Origin of the sequence: Paraflavitalea soli (assembly GCF_003555545.1) — a bacterium.
In the GTDB taxonomy this organism is placed as follows: Bacteria; Bacteroidota; Bacteroidia; order Chitinophagales; family Chitinophagaceae; genus Paraflavitalea; species Paraflavitalea soli.
Window position 1 is genome coordinate 3,441,330 of record NZ_CP032157.1, and the last position, 18,774, is coordinate 3,460,103.

The window sequence follows — 18,774 nt, forward strand, 5'->3', positions numbered from 1 at the left end:
TAGCGGGTTTGATCGAAATCGGGAAAATAAAAAGCGCGATACTTGTCATAAGAACGATGATATACAGTAATATACGAAAACAGGCTGGATAAAGCACCGCAGGCCTGAAAAAAAACAAAACTCGTAGCTTGTTTTCTACAGCTGGCAGCTAGCCTTCCTCTTGCCTTGTTGCCCCGATGCCTCGCTGCCTTTTAATCAAAAAACCCTGGAACCTGCCAGCGTCGCCGCCAGCAAACCCACAGGGTTAACGCTATATTCAAAAACAGGAAACTACAAACGAACGATCCGCGCCACATAGCCCCCACCCTTAGCCAGTTTCATGATCAGCTTACTGGTCCGGTCAACAGTGGTGGTTTCCACCGCACAATCCTTGGCATTGCGGTCGGCATTTGGACCATCTTTCCACACCTGCATGCGCCACTTCCCTTCCGGCAAGAAAGAAAGATCCAGCGCCAGGTCGCGGGGCGTCCAATCGGTCATGGCGCCCACAAACCAATCGCCATTCGCAGCCTGGCGGGCTATCGCTACATAGTCGCCCACCTTCGCCTGTAAGGGCACGGTATTCGTCCACACAGAAGGTACGGCCCGCAGGAACTCCATGGCCTCCGGCTCACGGTAATAATGCGTGGGCATATCGCACAACATCTGGAGCGGGCTCTCATAGATCACATACATGGCCAGCTGGTTGCAACGGGTACCCAGGGTAAGGGGCTCACCGGGCACAGCCGCCCAGGCATTCTTCTGTGCATTGAGCATACCGCCGGGTGTAAAATCCATCGGTCCTGCCGCCATACGGGTAAAAGGAATGGTCGTAGTATGCTCCGGATCGATGGAACCGGCAAACTTACTGATCTCATTGCCCAACACGCCTTCGGAAGTCATCACATTGGGATAGGTGCGCAACCAGCCGGTAGGCTTATACGCCCCATGGAAATCCACCAGCATATGATGGGCCGCGGCAGCTTTTGATACCTTCTCGTAATAGTTCACCATATCCTGGTCATCGCGCTGCATAAAATCGACCTTGATGCCTTTAATACCCCATTGGGCAAATACCTTCAGCGCGGTATCCAATTGCTTGTCCAGCACCAGCCAGCTGGTCCACAACAGCAGGTCTACCTTTTTCTCACGGGCATACCTGGCCAGCTCTTCCACATTAATACCAGGCGCCTGCTTCATGAGGTCGCGGGTATCGCACCAGCCTTCATCCAGCAGCACGTATTCAATACCATATTTAGCGGCAAAGTCTATATAATATTTGTACGTATCATTGTTGATCCCCGCCCTGAAATCCACGCCATAGATATTGTTGTAATGCCACCAGTCCCACTGCACTTTACCGGGCTTCACCCAGCTGTAGTCACCCGTAGCAGGTCGCCCCAGTTGATAGGGTAATTGGTTGGTAAGAATGGCTGCATCAGTACGCGCAATCATCACAATACGCCAGGGAAAGGCCTGCGGACCGCTCACACGGGCAATAAAATCCTCCCGGCTATTCACCCGCTCATCACGGTCGCTGGTCACTTTTTTTTCTTTGGGATAATGCGGAAATACGGCCTGTAGCTGGCCATTGCCCTTACCCCGCAACCACATACCGGCATAGTTGAACAGGGAGGATTCGGTGATCAGCAGCTTGGCGCCCTGCGACTCAAAGAGCGCCGGCAGACTGGCCAGCTTCTTGTCATCAATGCTATCTATCCGGTAGTTCCGGTATTGCCGCTCATTGTGGCTGAAGAAACCATCTTCCTGCGGATACCAGGCACGGCCATGCGCTTCCAGGCCAAAGAGGGCTTGCTCCTTCAGCACGGTATAAGCTGTTTGGTGGTTGGTGATCCAATGCCAGGCAATGCCATTGTCATAGGCCCGCCATTCGAGGCTCAGCCCATTGGCAAAATCAACATGCAATTGGTTATACTGATCGCGCAGCTCCGCTGTTTTCTGCTGCACCACGGGTTTCAGCAGCTCATCTTTGGCAGTGGTCAGCGCTTTGCTTACTTTCCACTGAGCATTTTTATCTGCACTGGTTTGGAAAGCAATGGGCGCTGCTGTCAGCAGTGCTTTGCCATCGAGGCTAACAGCATAGGTAATGCTGTCGCCGATACTTATACTTACCTGGATGGTTTTATCAGGCGAAGACAGGCTGTATTTCTTTTGGGCAAAACATGGCAGTATCATGCCGAGCAGGAGGCTGCCCAGCCAAAGACTTTTAGCGTTCATGGGAATTATGAGTTATTTATTAAAATCTATTCTCTTTTCTTTGGTTCATCATCTTCTGTTCTTTTGCCTTGATGCAAAAGAACCAAAAAATCAGCCAGGCCTGATCGCTCCGCGCAGCCTGGCGGCCGGCGCCACCCCAGGTGCTGCTTTGATTATTGCTGGCAGTATCTTATGATGCAGGCTCCATAGCTACCAGTAAGAAGTCCACTGCTTACTGATCACTACCTCTCAACTGGCTGTTCCAGCTCGAAGCTCGTAGCTCACAGCTTCTTCCTAAGTAGGCTATACTAATAGTGATGGTTTCTCTTTATAAGTCTTCCACAGAAACTCTCCAAACAAGGTATTCGCCCAGGCAAACCATTTACGGGTGAAGTTTGTCGGATCGTCTTTGTGAAATGCTTCGTGCATGAAACCCGTATCGCCATGGGTCTTTTGCAGGAGCTGGATACAGGCTTTGATCTCCGCATCATCATGACTGGTAAGTCCCCGCATCGTGATCGCCATGGGCCAGATCATATCCTGTCCTACGTGCGGTCCGCCAATACCCTCTCCCGCCTTGCCTTTATAGAAGAAAGGATTTTCCCCACTCAATACCAGCTTACGCGTATTGCGGTAAATAGGATCGGTATCCTTCACCGCGCCCAGGTAAGGAAGGGCCAGCAGACTGGGCACATTGGCATCATCCATCAGCAGGTAACTGCCATAGCCATTCACCTCATAGGCATATACCTTGCCATAGGTCTTGTGCTCTACTACCGCATGTTGCTGCAAGGCTTTTTCTACTTCAGCAGCCAGGGCGGTTAACTCCCCCGCTGTTTTGGTATCGTTTGCAATCGCCGTCATCATCTCGGCCGCCTGCCGCAGACTCACCACCGCAAAGAAATTGGAAGGGATGAGGAAAGAAAATACCGTAGCATCATCACTGGGTCGGAAGGCCGAGCAGATAAGCCCCACCGGCTTCACGGGATAACCATAGCCACTCATGGGTTGGGTATCCGTAGCATTCGAAGTGGTACGCTGGAATTTATAAGGACCATTGCCCGTCTTGCGCTGCTGATCGCGGAAAGTGGTATAGATGGCTTTGATAGCATTTTGCCACTGCTGGTCGAACGGCGCGGTATCACCCGTTAGCTTCCAATAATGGTAAGCCAGGCGGATGGTATAACAGAGGGAGTCGATCTCCCACTTGCGTTCATGCACGCCGGGTTTCATATCCGTATGGTCCTTGGTCCACTCACCTCTTTTATTGGGATCATTGTAAAAAGCATTGGCATAGGGATCTTTCAATACACAAGCCGTTTGGTGATTGATGACACCGGCTATCAGCGCTTGCAAAGCCCGGTCCTGCTTCACGAATGGCAGATAAGGTGAGACCTGTGCGCAGCTGTCCCGCAGCCACATGGCATCGATATCGCCGGTGATCACATAGGTATCGGGGCGCCCCTCTTTGGTAGTATGATAGACAGTCGTATCGAGGGTATTGGGAAAACAGTTCTCAAACAGCCAGGCCAGTTCGGGATTCTTCACCTTGGCCTTGAACTCCGTGATGGCTTTTTCTATTGCGGCGCTGGTGAAATGCCGCTTGTCGGCAGGCACCCGTACTACCGGGAATTGGTCGGCGCCCGTGGCCGGGGAAAGACTCAAACCTTTTAAAGGACCCAGTAATAAGCCGGCCCCGGCGAGGCCCGCCTGTTGAAGAAATGTGCTTCTTTTCATAACTGCAAGTGTGTGGTGGTCTTTGAATAATGTTGTGCCAACGGTCTAACTATACCGTTTTAGCAATTGCAATATAAGAAAAATGTGAGTAGTGGGCGGGCGCCTTTTTCCCCTATTGGGTAAATAAAATAGCCGTTTGGGATAGTTAGCAAGTGGTTCCCAGTTGTTATATAGTTACCGGCGGCATTTTCGGTGTAAGGACAGTAATAAATATTGTTGCCGGTATGATGGTTGAACAGGAGTGGACAAGCATATTTCTCCTGTGATGCTCAAAAAGCAGCCTAACGATTTAAAAAAAACAATTATGTGTTTGAAGTGCACGCCATGTTCCACCCAGGCGCTGGCCTTCCGCCAGACCCTACTACTTGCCATCGCTCCAAGGTATCATACCTGAGTTGGCAGACTATTTCCCCCTTAAACCCTGCCGACTATAAACCTTATCCTGCCGGTTAACCATCACTCAACACCCAACTCTGACTATGAGCAGGAAAAACAACCATTGGGGAGAGGCTCAGGCACTTTCCAACAAATATTTTCAGGAACTGCAGACCTACATGTATACCATAACGAAGAATAGCATGCTCTCCAAAGAGATCGTGTCGGCTGTCTTTTACAAAATATATGCTGACGAAAAACTATGCCGGCATATAGCAGAGCCGGCATGGGGATATCTCGCTGGGATGGCAATGAACGAATGGTACATGATGCTGCGGAAAGAAAAGAGCAACGACCGCAAAGAAGCCGGATATGAGATGTTATACGCAGAACAATGGCAGGAAAGCCCCGAAGAAGCCGCGATATACCGGGAACTAATGGAACAACTCAATGAACGCGTCCGGCAACTGCCACCACGGATGCGCGAGGTTTTTGAACTGCTGCGCGAAAGCTACACCACGAGGGAAGTAGCGGAAAAAATGGGTATCACCGAGCAAACAGTACGCAATACGAAGACCAATGCCATCAATATTCTGCGGGACGAACTGACCAGGCTGGGGCTGCTGCAACTGCTCTGGCTACTTTGGTAAAAAAAATCGGGTAGCCCAATGGTTAAAAAGAAAGGCAGCAGCATATGACTAACAAGAGGCTCATTCTTAATTCTAACATCATTCCATGACAGCACCTACTCAAAGGACGATTGAACTCATGATAAAGCAATACACCGGTGAGATCACCCCGGCTGAGCAGGCAGAACTGGAAGACCTCATTGCACAAGCCTCACCGGCCAAACAACAATGGTACAGGGATATGCTGGACCCGCTGAAACTGGCGGAAGCCATGGCCTTTGCTCAGGGAGAAGACCTGGCGAAATATCAACAACAATGGGAAGCCAATGCCCGGCAACAATGGAAAGAACAGTCCCGCCGCCGGCTTCACAGGAGCCTGCGATGGGCCGCTGCAGCCGTACTGGTGATTGCCACGGGCCTGGGCATCTGGCAATGGATCCACCGGCAACCTTCGCAGGAACAGTCAAGAGCTATTGCCGGTGTTACAGAAGACGGGGAGAGTTTCTTCCTGCTACCTGGCGGTGAAAAGATCGAACTGGGATCATTGACTGATCGCCCTACCAAAGCAGGCAATGCCTTGCTTTCCCGGCACAACAACGAACTGATCTGCCAGGCAGCGTATACCGAAGGAGAGAAGCCCGGAAATATCCGGCTATTTGTAAAGCATGCAATATATACACTCCTGTTGCACGACAGTAGCAGAATAACCCTCGGCCAGAGGTCAGCTGTGCAGTTTCCGGATCATTTCAATAAAGGAGAAAGAGTAGTGGAGATCAGCGGAGAAGGCTATTTTGAAGTGAAACATAAGCTAACCGATGCAGATACCGCCAGGGTAATTATCGTAAAAAATGCCCTTGATACACTGCCGCAACATTTAGTAGAAGTACAAGCTTTAGGCACCCGCTTCAATATCAGGGCCTATGCCAACGACACCAGGACACGCATTACGCTCGACGAAGGAAGCCTGCAGATCTGTAAGAACACCACCCGCATACAATTACACCCGGGAGAGGAAGCTACCATCACCAGTACGGGTATAACAGAAAAACACCAGATCTCAAAACCTGGAGAGGCTTCCGCCTGGCGTGAAGGACGCATACTTTTTACAGACATAGATGTAACTACCATCATGAACGACCTGAAACGCCACTACGATGACATTTCAATCGCTGTCGCGCCTGAGGTAGCTGATGAAAAGATCAGCCTTCATAGTTTTTATAACAAGCCGATCGGTTACCTGGTCGACATTATGAAAAAGAACAACAGCAATATAGCCATCAAAATGGAAGGCAACACGATATACGTAACGCCCCCCATTCGACACTAGTCCTTTTCCTTTAGCATTGATCAAATTCCAGCACCATTGCCTTATCCCTCATTGCGCCGTAAGAGGCAACAATCGCCGAATCCGGCCCATAAACAGCAAATGCTTATGGGCCGGTGCAGGTTGGCAACCAAAACACTCACCCTTAAAAAATCTTAACCGCGGTATCATTCATTAGTAGCGCCATGTTCCGTCCAGGTAATAACGAACGTTGGTAAACAAGCGGATCGGTCCACCGCCGGTTAAAAGGCTCAGTGATAAAATGAAAAGCAAATTATTAGTATTGACTGTTGGCACCCTGTTGCTGGCAGTAAAAGGCCATGCACAGAAAACCATCACCCGTACCTTTATCAACGCCCCCCTTGAGACCGTCATCAGGGATATCAGCGATTCAGCAGGACTCACCTGTGCAACCAATGCCGCACGCTTCCGGAAATGCTCACCCGTAACAATAAACTTCACCAAAGTGGAGGTATACCAGGCGCTGGAAGACGCCTGCAAAAAACAGCCTGTCTCCTGTCGCATCGAACAGGAAGCTATTATAGTAGAACCAAGGGATGTAAAAGGACGGATAACCGATGAAAGAGGAGAACCGCTCGCCAACATCACGGTAGTATCATCCGGCAGCAATAAGCATTTTGTCACACGCAAAGATGGGCGATTTACCTTGTACCAGGCAGCACTCGATTCCTTCTTCGATGTTTCTGCGGTTAATTATGAATCCCAGCATATTATACTTGATGGCAGCGTCTGGTTCAATCTCATCCTCAAAGAAAAAGTGACCATATACGGCGATTCCACCGGCGTTACCGTTTGCGATGGTTATAACCGCAAACCACGCGAAAGAGCCACCGGTTCTTTTGGTAATATTGGGCTGCAACAACTCATCGCAAGGCCCTCCCCTACCCTCGGTCCACGGCTTGATGGCCTTGTACCAGGTATGGTGGTGTTCAATACCGACATCGGACTCACCAGTCCCCTTCCTGCAATTACCATTCGTGGCGTCAGTACCCTATTGGCCAATGCCCAACCGCTCTTCGTAGTTGATCGTTTTCCATACGATGGCAACCTCAACCAGCTTAATCCCAATGATATCGAATGCATCACTATACTGAAGGACGCTGCTGCTTCTTCCATCTGGGGCGCCCGTGCCGGCAATGGCGTCATCGTGATCACCACCCGGCAGGGCAAACATAATCAAGGGCCCCGCCTATCCTTTTCCACTCAACTCACATTGTTGGACAAATACAACAGCCGCTACCTGCCCCTCCTTGGTGCGGCATCTACGCTCAGCCTCGAAGACAGCTTTTTCCACAGGGGGTATTATGATGTTGCTTTGCTAAGCGGCTTCGGATCAGTACCACCAGGCGCAGAGATACTCGAACAATTAAGGCTGGGCATGATCGACTCAACAAAAGCGGCCTCCCTGCTGCAGGCCCTCGCCGGTCACGATGTGCGTGATGATCTGGACAAGTATTATTACCGGCGTACGACAGCCCAACAGTACCACTTAAGCCTGGAAGGCGGCGATACACAAAGCCGGTATTACCTGTCGGCAGGATACGACAAAATAAATAACGGCCTCACCCAGGGCACACAATACCGCTATAGCATCACATCCAACTATAGTTACAAACCGCGTAAAACAGTTGAAATAAACCTGGGTGCAGCCTTGAATCAGACAGGCGCCCGCAACGATATCCCTTTCCCCGGAATAGCTTACACCTATGCCATGCTGGCCAACCCCGATGGTACTGCTGCCGTGGTAAACCGCGACCGCCCGCAGGTGTGGAAAGACACACAGGTCCTCAACGGCATGCCTGACTGGAGCTACCGCCCGCTTGACGAGTTATCTCTTCGTGACGACTCGCTTCACCGGTTGCAAACGCGCCTCTTCATTAACCTGGCCTATACAGTCGTCAAGGGCCTTAAATTACAGATCGCCGCACAAAACCTTGTAGAGAATACGACCCATACCACCCGCTATCCCATAGCATCCTATGCGTATCGCGATTTATACAACAACTTCAGCTATCTGCATGGGTTTGGCATAGCCTCTCTTGTGCCACAAGGGCCCATGGAAGATATACAACAGACCCACTATCGTGCTACCAATATAAGGGGACAGATAGACTACAACCACAATTGGCCCGACAACAAATGGGAGCTAACTGCCGTTGCAGGTGCAGAGATCGCAAGAACAACAGCAGATACCAGCCGGGGCCGTCACTACAGCAAAACTGTCAATTTCGATACGCTCTACAACATGTATGAAGCACTCCTCCCACCCATGGCCCTACCCGGTAAACCATATACACGGGAAGCTTTCGATTACTTCAGGTCATACTTTGCCATTGCAGGCCTGGCCTTACATGGCCGCTACATGATGACGGGCAGCTTTCGAATTGACCAAAGCAACTTCTTTGGCGCCCGAACGAACGCATTGACACAGCCGCTCTGGTCCGCCGGCATGAAATGGCGATTTACCAATGAGCCATTCATCAATATCTCCTGGCTTAGCGAGGCCAGCCTGCGCACCAACTTTGGCCTGAGCGGTAATATCGACAAATCATTGTCGGCCCTGCTCACCACTACTCCCCCGGTGATCAACCAGTATGGCGCCGAAACCCGCACCATCCTCAATGCTGCCAATCCCAACCTGCAATGGGAAACCAGCAGGCTCTTTAACATAGGCCTCGATTTCCAGTTCTCAAAAAAACGGTTTTCCGGCACGGTGGAATACTACAGACGCTTTAGTAAGGATCTGTTGAACAACGAGATCACCCGCACTACCGCAGGTGCCACCCCTTATCGTAACAACTCGGCCGCACTCAGGGGCCACGGTGTGGAATTACAGCTGAATGTCCGTTTGCCCCTGGGCAAATGCCAATACAATGGCAGCCTGCTGTTGGCCTATACCACCAATAAAGTGATTCATACTGATACCTCGAAACAAAAAGCCATAGACTACCTCGATCCTTCAGCCGGCAATCTGCTTGTTGGCCGGCCATCGGATGCCCTCTATGCCCTGCACAAGGCCCCGCTTGATCCTGCCAACGGTGATCCACGTGCTTACCTGCAGGGGGAGCCGAGTAATGATTACCCTGCTATCCTTAATGGTCCACGCGACAGCCTGCAATATATGGGGCATAGCACGCCGCCATGGACAGCGGCCATCAGCCAAAGCATCAGCTATTATGGTATCACGCTTTCTTTCCTGCTCATTGGCCGGTTTGGCTACCACTACCGACAATCTTCTATGGACTACCATGGTTTCATTTCAGGTACAAAACTCCCGCATCCCGATTACGACAACCGCTGGCAGCAACCGGGTGATGAAACCCGCACTACCGTCCCCTCCTTCCCTGCGATCATCGATCCATTCCGCGATCAGGTGTATGGCTATAGTAATGTGCTGGTAAAAAAAGCAGACAATATCCGCATGCGCGAAGTGAAACTGTCTTATATGCTGAACGAGAAAATAGGCAAGAAAGCGGGCCTGTCGGGCGCTACGATCTTTCTCTACGGCGCCAACCTTGGCATTCTCTGGAAAGCAAGTCATAATTCCCTCGATCCGGACTCCCCGTCGGCCATGCCGCTGCCCAAAAGTTATTCCATTGGCCTTAGCATAAACCTGTAACCATAAAACAACAACAATGAACCGTCCGACACATCTGTTATTCATAAGCTTACTGCTGTCCGCTTTTCTTTTTGTTGCCTGCAACAAAGGCGATCTGCAACGACAACCGGGCACGGCGTTCGATGTAGCACGCTCACCGGAAGCGCTGCAAGCCCTGCTTGACAATGATTGGTTATTTGGTCAATCCCCTGCTGCCGGCATTCTCTCCGGCGAGTCTTTCTCCCTTACCGATGAATACTGCAATTTCCTGCTACCCTTTGAACTTAACCTGTACACCTGGCAATCCTCCATCTACAGCGAAGGGGAAACCGTGTCGGACTGGAACCTCTCTTATGAACAGGTCACCTGCGCCAATCAGGTCATTGAAGCCATTGAACAACTGTCGAATGGCACTGCAGGACCTGCTTATGGACCTCTTTTGGGGAGTGGCCGTTTTCTTCGCGCCTGGGCTTTCTGGCAGCTCGCCCAACTATATGCCCAACCCTACGACAGCCTTCAGGCAGATTCGGTACCCGGTATTCCGCTCCCCGTTACCGCCGATCTGAATGCCCCCATCACCAGGGCCAGTTTGCAGCAAACTTACCAGCAGATCTGCACCGATCTGCAGCAGGCAACGGACCTTCTGCCTGCAACCATCGACAAAGCACATCCCAATCGTCCCTCCCGCGCTGCTGCCTGGGCTATGCTGGCACGGGTATACCTCAGCATGCGCAATTACCAACAGGCAGCCATAGCTGCCGGCAATTGCCTGCAACTGTACAAGACACTCACCGACTATCAGCAATCCGACACGACAGCAAGCATACCTTTTTCAGGCAACCATCCAGAGATCATTTATCAAAGCCGGATGCAGGAAGACACGCGCTTCCTGGGCGGACTGGTGAACGGCAACAACGGCTTTATCAATGCAGATCTGTACAGCAAGTATACTCCCGGGGATCTCCGGCGACAACTCTTCTTCAAAGGCGTGGACACGCAGGCGCAACTCAAAGGCAGTTATGCCGGCACATTTTATCCCTTCACAGGCCTTGCGACCAACGAGGTTTATCTCACGCACGCAGAAAGCCTCGCTAAAATGGGACAAACAGCCGCCGCCCTCAACGACCTCGACACCCTGCTCATGAAACGCTTTGCGCCCGGTTATTATATACCCCGAAAATCGAACCATCCTGATACCGTGCTATCCTGGATACGTACAGAAAGGGAAAAGGAACTCGTGCTGCACGGACAACGGTGGACCGATATCCGGCGGCTGAACAAAGAAGGCAAACAGATTTACTTTACCCGCAGGGTGAAAGGTACTCTTTACACCCTCACTCCCAATGACCCAAAGTATACCCTGCCCATACCCCCGCAGGCAGTAAAGGAAAATGGATTGCAGCAAAATCCACGGTAGCAACCGTAGGAGGCATCAATACAATCGAAGGTAAATCCCTGTGCGGCAAGGAACAAAGGGACTCCATGGCGTTGGCTGATAATAGGTACAGGTAGTGAAAGCTGTGAGGCATAAATAATTAACGCCGATCTGCCCGGCAGGAACGAAAGTACCGTCAAGCTGACGAACGTACTGTGGAAAATAATCGCAATAGGCTTTCTTGTTAACCTCATGAGCAAGAGCGCCCCCAACGGCCACTGTAATGGCGGTAGCAATGAGAAAGAATCTGATCTTTTTCATACAACAGGTTTTTGATGATAAAAAAATACATAGCCCGCATCGTTGTACAAGGGAAGGAACCTGTTTATCAAAAGGAGGGAATTAACGGGGCTTCATCATTGCTGTATGTAATTTAATTCATTTTTGATGCATCCGGTTCAATGGTTCATTTTTTTGATCTGTCCGATAGCGATGGGATTGCCGGACAGGCTCAGCCAGACCGTATCCAGCCAGACCGCCTTGGCCATAGCAGGTTTTATTGCTCCTAAGCAGTTGTATTGCAACCGGGTAGAATACAATTATTTAGCATGTTAAAGTTCAAATAATTATCTATATTTGCGCTCCGAAAAGAAAGCCGCCATGGGCGGATAGGTCAGGGACCGGTAGCTCAGCTGGATAGAGCACAAACCTTCTAAGTTTGGGGTCATTGGTTCGAATCCAATCCGGTTCACAAATGCCTCGCACGATAGTGCGGGGCATTTTAGTTGGGGAACGGCCAAAGCTTGCTTTGAGCCGTGGACCAACTAAAATGCCCGCCCACGCGATAGCGGGGGCAGAGGCTTTGGGTAAGCACCTCCCACAAGGATCACCGCAGGTAATCCAATTTGAAGCTGCGGACCAATAAAAATGCCCGCCCAAGCGTTAGCGGGGGCAGAGGCTTTGGGTAAGCACCACTCAACAGGATCACCGCAGGCAATCCAATTTGGGCCGTGGACCGACTAAAAATGCCTGCCTACACAACGACTGGTAACATGACTCCCCAATCCAGGAATGGTTATTTTTATCTGCTATACGTTAATTAAATAGGATGTCGCAAAGCCGATCTATTTCTTCTGTAAAAAAGTTTCAGGCGAAGCCGAAAACCTGTATTAAAAGAGTAGGCAACTCAATCATTTAAAGGGGTCACTTCCCTAAATAGTGAGATTGCCTATAACCAGCCATTAATTTAAATACAGCTTCGAGGCAAAGAAAGTACTCAATGACAACATTATACACTTCTTTGCATAATGGCTATTGCATTAATGGCCACAGGGGATAGAGCAATCTTCCCTGTATGTTATGCCACTCAAAAATGAAAACCTGCCAGAGATGATTTGCGTGATCATCCTGGTATTGATCATGGTTCATTATGTTCAGGAGAAAAACAATTGGGGCGAATTCTGTGTCTGTGTAGCCCTGTTGTATGCCATCATAAATGGCCAGAAACTTCCCAACAAATAACGTACAAAGGCTGACCAATTAAACAATGGTCAGCCTTTTAAATTGTATAAATCGCTTAAAAAAGCAGGTTGTTGAAGTTGCCAAGAGTATCAACCACTTAACAATATAAAAACGTATTTTTACTCATTTCTACTTCATTTTTTACTATTTTTTAATGGTTAACCAAGTTGGCTTGTTCGTTCTATCTAAATGGAAGATAATCTGCCAACAATGGCTCCCGCTCCTCCACAGAATAAAAGTACAATAGCAGTTGCTGGAGAACATATACAAAATATCCAAGTTAAATTCAGTCCGCAATTCATGTCTTTGCTGAGCGAACACCTATATTCTTCTCCCAATAAGGCGTTTGAAGAGTTGGTAACTAATTCTTGGGATGCGGAGGCCTCCAGAGTCTATGTAAGCCTGCCCGATAGTCCTTCACATACCAACGCATCCATTGCTATACTGGACAATGGTAATTCGATGGATATCGACGGTTTCCAACAATTGTGGACTGTAGCAGAATCGGATAAGCGAACTAGCCATACAAAATCTGGACGAAAAAAAATCGGTAAGTTCGGCGTGGGCAAGCTCTCAACCTATGTGCTTTGTAATGAACTCACCTATATCTGTAAAGCGGCCGATGGCGTCATCCGCATCGTTACTATGGACTATCGCCAGATTGACGAGGCTACCGATAAACACCTTGATAAACTCCCGCTCTCTGTGAGGCATATTCCAAACGAAAGTGCTTTGGAATCTATTTTGGAAAGCTACGCCGGTGGAAAAGCAGCTTTCCAACTCATCAAGGATGGGATTCCGAAAATAAACGTCAGAAATGACAGCGTCAATGAATTTGGCGGAGCAGATCCTATTTTGCAACAAAACAGCGACACTTGGACCTTGGCAATACTTACCAGCTTAAAACCAAAAGGCCAAGCAATAAAAAAAGGCTGGGTCAGATACATGCTAAGCACCGCACTTCCCCTAGGCGCCTCGCTGGCAATACAGGTTAATGAAGAGCCAGTAGAATCATCCAAGTACGAAACACCAATTTCCCAATCCTGGCAAATTGGTTCGAAGCTACCTTTCGATACGATCTCCGGCACCAATGGCAATGCCTTATCAATTACCCGAAATGAAAAACCTTATCCTCATATACAAGTACCAGGTTTGGGAGAAGTAACCGGGACGATAACACTTTTTAAAGAAAACCTATCTGGCCGAAAGAGCGACCATATGGGCGTATCACACGGCTTTTTTGTGAATGTGCTGGGCCGGGTGGTAAACTATGAGGATAACCAATTCAAACTCCCCAATCTTAATCATGGAGTATTTGCCAGACTTCGAGTAGCTATTCGGGTTGATGAACTCGACGAGCACATTTCTGTCAATCGTGAAACCTTAGCTGAAGGCAATAAGGTAAAGCTTGTTAGAAATCTGCTTCATGAAATATTTAACATGGCCAGACGTGAAGAAAGCAACCAGCAAGATGCCACATTTAAAGCCTTGGCCCAAACACGCAAAGACAATCTTGAGGGTCTCCCACTTACACCACTAGCAAATGTTATATCCAAATCATTCACAGAGGCTAGCATCCCCCCCTCTATAATAGACCTTGAAGTAAGGCCGGATACAGGTAATTTAATAAATGAGTGGTTAAAAAACACGAAGTATGGCACTATCGACACCCTCGGAAACATTGAGTTCCAGGAAAAAGATCCTAAAGATTTGTTGTCCAAGTACGATGTCAAAGAACGAAAGATTATTATCAATAAAAATCACCCATTTGCAGTTGCTAATTCCACGACAAAGGAACAAAATCAACTTCTTCAGGATATACTTACTGCACAGCTTATTGCAGACTCCTATCTTTTAAGCTCCGGGTTACCAATGGAAGCATGCAATGACTACTTTATGCATCGCGATCGTTCGCAACGTCTTATAGCCCAGATAAGAAGAAATTCAGCCCCCTCAATCATCCATGCTTTAGATGAATGGAAAGATCAGGCAAAACCGTTTGAAGAAATTGTTGGAGACGCATTAGAATACCTGGGGCTACAGGTTACGAGAATGGGACAGAAGGGGCAGCCGGAAGGTGTAGCGACCGCATACCTGAGCCCAATTGCCGACCAACAAAACTTCACGTACAAACTAACCTACGATACCAAAGCGACCAAACACAATGCTGTGCAAACTGGAAATGTACATGCAGCAGGATTATCCAGGCACAAACGTGACCACAACGCTAATTATACGTTAGTTGTTGCCCCGGCCTTTCAGGAAGGAGCACTGGAAAAAGAGATGGAGAACAATCAGATTACTCCTATGACCGCGCGAACCCTGGCAAAGCTGCTATCGATTTGTATCGGCTTCGGCCCTATTAACTTAAACCAGCTGCAGGAGCTATTCAAACTATATGATCCAGGCAAAGTCGATAAATGGGTTAATGACTTAGGTGCTGAAATGGAACAAAGAAGTCAAGTCAATCTTCCACTTCTGGCAAAGACCTTGACGCAGCTGATGACGCCTGAAACCCCGGACGTATTCACATGTAGTACGATCGCACAGAAATATCGTGACCTTTCAGGGCAAAAAGGTCATCCCTCTGCACTGCAAATAAAACATGTATTCCAAGGCCTCAATATGCTGATACCTAGCATTGTTAGCACCGACCCAAATTCTGATCGTATATTTATTTTCAATACACCAGAAAGAATGATAGATGAAATTAGAAGGCATACCAATATTATCCCCGAAAGCCTGAAATTGGGCGCCATTAAGGAGTAGACTGCAATAACCTAAACGAGCTTCCCCCCCGTGACAATGTTTAATAGTTCAAACCAGCGTCACTTATAAACTCACGCCCCGTTTCCAGGGAATAAAATCATCCTGTTCCAATTCAACTGACTTTGGCCGCACATTACCGCTGGCCACGTCAATGACATAGTTCAATATCCTTTCTCCTGCCTGCTCAATGGTTTCCTGTCCATCGATGATCGTCCCGCAATTAATATCAATAATATCCGGCATCTTTTGTGCTAAGGCAGTATTAGTGGATAGTTTGATGACCGGACTGATGGGATTGCCTGTCGGCGTACCCAATCCGGTTGTAAACAATACAATATTGGCCCCCGCCCCTACCTCAGCCGTCGTGCTTTCCACATCACTGCCGGGTGTACACAATAAATTCAGACCTGGTTTGGTCACAAACTCCGGGTAGTCCAACACATCCACCACCGGCGAGCTGCCTCCCTTTTTGGCCGCCCCGGCCGATTTGATGGCATCGGTAATCAACCCGTCTTTTATATTACCGGGCGAAGGATTGGCATAAAAACCACTGCCGCCGGCTTCCGCCAGGGCATTGTAGGTCTTCATCAGGTGAATAAACTTCTCCGCCTTCGTTTCATCCAGGCAGCGGTCACTCAGGTCCTGCTCTACACCACACAATTCAGGAAACTCCGACAGGATCACCGAACCACCCAATGCTACCAGCAGATCAGAAGTATACCCAATAGCAGGATTGGCCGAAATACCCGAAAACCCATCCGAGCCCCCACACTCCAATCCAATACATAATTTATCCAGCCTAGCCGGCGCTCTTTTTTGCTGGTTGGCTGCTACCAAACCAACAAAAGTTTGCTTCAATGCCTCATTGACCAATTGCTCTTCCGTTCCTTCTATTTGCTGCTCAAACACCAGCAACGGCTTTTTAAAAACGCCCAGGCGTTTTTCTACCTCCTCTTTAAGGATATCCACCTGCGCATGCTGACATCCCAGGCTAAGCACCGTGGCCCCCGCTACATTGGAATGGGCAATATAACCCGCCAGCAATCCGCACAGGGCGTTGGAATCCGACCGTGTACCACCACAACCCATGTCATGCGTCAGGAACTTGATACCGTCTATGTTCTCAAACAACCGGGGGGTAACCTGCCCGGTTATGCTATTGGTATTAATATCTGCCTGTAAAATAGCTTCCATGCCCGCTCCCCGTTGATAAAGTTCTACCAGCACTGCTGTTTTTTCCTGGTAAATGCTTTTCCTGGTATACCCCAGTTTCTCGACCAGCGCCTCTTTGAGAATTGTCACATTCCTGTTCTCACAAAAGACCATCGGGATCACCAACCAGTAATTCGCAGTCCCCACTTTACCATCGGCCCGGTGAAAACCCGAAAAGGTCCGGTTTGCAAACTTTGCAATATCCGGTTTCTCCCAGGCAAGGTTCCTTTCCTGCACAGAGAAACTATTACTGGCGTGCACAATATTTTTGGTGGTCAACAAACCACCTTGTGGAATGGGCGCCACGGCCCTCCCTACAAGAACGCCGTACATAATGATATCATGGCCCTCCAAAAGATCCCGCGCAGCCAGTTTATGTTTTGCTTTGATAGGTTCCTTTAAGGTAAAACACACTTCATCAGCAGTGATCTCATTGCCGGCAGGCAGGTCTTTTAACGCTACCAGTACATTGTCGGCCGGATGTATCTGCAAATAACTAGTTGATCCCATGTAATTGTTTATTTTATCCATGCGGGCTTTGGGGTTGATTGCTCACTGGCCCGGAAACATGAAATTATTCATTTTCCACTATGGCTCTACTCAAAAAAGGAGCATCCTTTTGTACTATTTTGGCTTTCGATGCTCTAACTTAGAGCGATTATAGCAAAAATCATACAATGAAACCCCATCTCCTGAAAGTTTCGCTCAAGCCTGAAGCATCTTTTAGCATCAGAAAAGACGTAACTCCATTCTTTTACAACAGGTGGCATTATCATCCGGAAATTGAACTGCTGTACATTGAAAAAGGTACAGGAACCCAGTTTGTTGGTAATAGTATCAAAAGGTTTAAAGACGGGGATGTCTTGCTCATAGGCTCAGGCCTCCCCCACTACTGGCGGTGTGACGATAAGTATTTTGCTGGCAGTCCTAAGTTAAAAGCCAAAGCCACAGTGGCGCATTTTCAGGAGACTTTTTGGGGACGTCCGTTTCTTGAATTGCCGGAGAACCGGCGCTTAAAGGAATTATTCAAAAACGCCAGGAAGGGAATTAAAATAGCCGCCAAAATAAAAGGAGAAATAATCAGGCTGCTTGATCTGATGCTCACTGCTACCGACACCACAAAGATCATCCTGCTGCTGCAATGCCTGGACCTCATTGCCCGGACTGCCAGACCGGAATTATTGTGCACAGAAGGATTCCAACCAGACTTTGAGGAAAAAGAGAATGACCGTATCAACAATATTTATGCTTACACACTAACCAACTTCAGATCACCCATCTCTACGGCTGAGATTGCAAAAGTAGCTTGCCTGAGCCCCCACTCTTTTTGCCGGTATTTTAAATCAAGGACCAGGAAAAACTACTCGAGACTTTTACAGGAACTTCGTGTAGGAGATGCCTGCAAATTATTGATAGAGACAGACAAAACACCGGCACAAATTTGCATGGAAAGTGGCTTCAACAATATCACCAATTTCTATCGTTACTTTAAGGAGATCACCGGCAAAACACCCAATGAGTATAAAAAAGAACATTCCTCTCCATTCTCTCTTTAACATATACCCGAATCCGACCAAATCCAGGCTTTCTGGCATCCTTTTGTTTATCCAAAAACGGCTTCTCCTCACTCATTCCTAAACTGGGAAAAAAATACCTTATGCATAGACGATTAAAAAAATAATTTAAAGTATTTATTCAAATCAAATCCTTTATTTTTACAAGACCTTATCATTCACACCTGATTAGTAGAATTTGCTTCCTCCGTTTCTCATGAGCACCGTACCAGGAAGCAGATAGACCGATTCTCCTTTTTTTCTGAACTAGCTGGATCTGATTATTGCACAAGCAGCAACGTTAAGTCCCAACCAAATCACAGGGTTTCACCATTTCATTAAAACAGTCCCATGTACGCATGGTGCCTTGGCCTGTCCGGCTATGGCAGTTTATGCGAAAAGCTTCACATTAATTACCTATACGACACTCGTGTAGTGGTATGTTATTACCATTATTGAGTTTC

Annotated in this window: 12 protein-coding genes and 1 tRNA gene; 9 read left to right on the top strand and 4 right to left on the bottom strand. The window is 48.4% G+C overall.

The genetic code is table 11. The features are described 5' to 3' along the window. Positions 1-270: 270 nt before the first annotated feature. Complete coding sequence (locus tag D3H65_RS12615) at positions 271-2,217, bottom strand: glycoside hydrolase family 97 protein (protein ID WP_119050658.1); 1,947 nt, start codon at positions 2,215-2,217, stop codon at positions 271-273. Positions 2,218-2,224: 7 nt separating this feature from the next. On the opposite strand from D3H65_RS12615, the gene D3H65_RS32930 reads away from it, so the two are divergent. Beyond that, a complete protein-coding gene (locus tag D3H65_RS32930) occupies positions 2,225-2,392 on the top strand; it encodes a hypothetical protein (RefSeq protein WP_162915595.1) in 168 nt (55 codons plus the stop codon). Positions 2,393-2,499: 107 nt separating this feature from the next. On the opposite strand, the gene D3H65_RS12620 is transcribed toward D3H65_RS32930, so the two are convergent. Then, positions 2,500-3,933 carry a glycoside hydrolase family 125 protein gene (locus tag D3H65_RS12620; RefSeq protein ID WP_119050659.1) on the bottom strand — a complete coding sequence of 478 codons (1,434 nt, stop codon included), beginning with the start codon at positions 3,931-3,933 and terminating at the stop codon, positions 2,500-2,502. Positions 3,934-4,412: 479 nt separating this feature from the next. Between D3H65_RS12620 and D3H65_RS12625 the strand changes: the two genes are divergently transcribed. From D3H65_RS12625 to D3H65_RS12640, 4 genes are all read left to right on the top strand, one after another. Further along, complete coding sequence (locus D3H65_RS12625) at positions 4,413-4,958, top strand: RNA polymerase sigma factor (protein WP_119050660.1); 546 nt, start codon at positions 4,413-4,415, stop codon at positions 4,956-4,958. 85 nt (positions 4,959-5,043) lie between these two features. Next, the gene (locus D3H65_RS12630; protein ID WP_119050661.1) at positions 5,044-6,264 is read left to right on the top strand and encodes a FecR domain-containing protein; all 1,221 of its coding nucleotides are present in this window, start codon (positions 5,044-5,046) and stop codon (positions 6,262-6,264) included. 259 nt (positions 6,265-6,523) lie between these two features. Beyond that, positions 6,524-9,901, top strand: a complete 3,378-nt coding sequence (locus tag D3H65_RS12635; RefSeq protein ID WP_119050662.1) for a SusC/RagA family TonB-linked outer membrane protein — start codon at positions 6,524-6,526, stop codon at positions 9,899-9,901. Positions 9,902-9,917: 16 nt separating this feature from the next. After that, positions 9,918-11,297: a RagB/SusD family nutrient uptake outer membrane protein gene (locus D3H65_RS12640; RefSeq protein WP_119050663.1), complete on the top strand. Its 1,380-nt coding sequence runs from the start codon at positions 9,918-9,920 to the stop codon at positions 11,295-11,297. A gap of 15 nt (positions 11,298-11,312) precedes the next feature. Here the strand turns inward: D3H65_RS12640 and D3H65_RS12645 are convergent, their stop codons facing one another. Further along, positions 11,313-11,576: a DUF6520 family protein gene (locus D3H65_RS12645; protein WP_119050664.1), complete on the bottom strand. Its 264-nt coding sequence runs from the start codon at positions 11,574-11,576 to the stop codon at positions 11,313-11,315. Between the two features lie 356 nt (positions 11,577-11,932). Between D3H65_RS12645 and D3H65_RS12650 the strand changes: the two genes are divergently transcribed. The 3 genes from D3H65_RS12650 to D3H65_RS12660 all read left to right on the top strand — a co-directional run bounded on the left by D3H65_RS12650 (position 11,933) and on the right by D3H65_RS12660 (position 15,545). Further along, positions 11,933-12,006: transfer RNA gene (locus D3H65_RS12650), tRNA-Arg, on the top strand. Between the two features lie 608 nt (positions 12,007-12,614). Then, on the top strand, positions 12,615-12,776 hold the full coding sequence (locus tag D3H65_RS32935; protein WP_162915596.1) for a hypothetical protein: 162 nt from the start codon (positions 12,615-12,617) through the stop codon (positions 12,774-12,776). Between the two features lie 210 nt (positions 12,777-12,986). Then, a complete protein-coding gene (locus D3H65_RS12660; RefSeq protein ID WP_162915597.1) occupies positions 12,987-15,545 on the top strand; it encodes an ATP-binding protein in 2,559 nt (852 codons plus the stop codon). 63 nt (positions 15,546-15,608) lie between these two features. Here the strand turns inward: D3H65_RS12660 and D3H65_RS12665 are convergent, their stop codons facing one another. Next, entirely contained in the window at positions 15,609-17,267 is a 1,659-nt protein-coding gene (locus tag D3H65_RS12665; protein ID WP_119054492.1) for a UxaA family hydrolase, read from the bottom strand. A gap of 167 nt (positions 17,268-17,434) precedes the next feature. On the opposite strand from D3H65_RS12665, the gene D3H65_RS12670 reads away from it, so the two are divergent. Then, positions 17,435-18,313 carry an AraC family transcriptional regulator gene (locus tag D3H65_RS12670; protein WP_119050667.1) on the top strand — a complete coding sequence of 293 codons (879 nt, stop codon included), beginning with the start codon at positions 17,435-17,437 and terminating at the stop codon, positions 18,311-18,313. Positions 18,314-18,774: the final 461 nt, after the last annotated feature.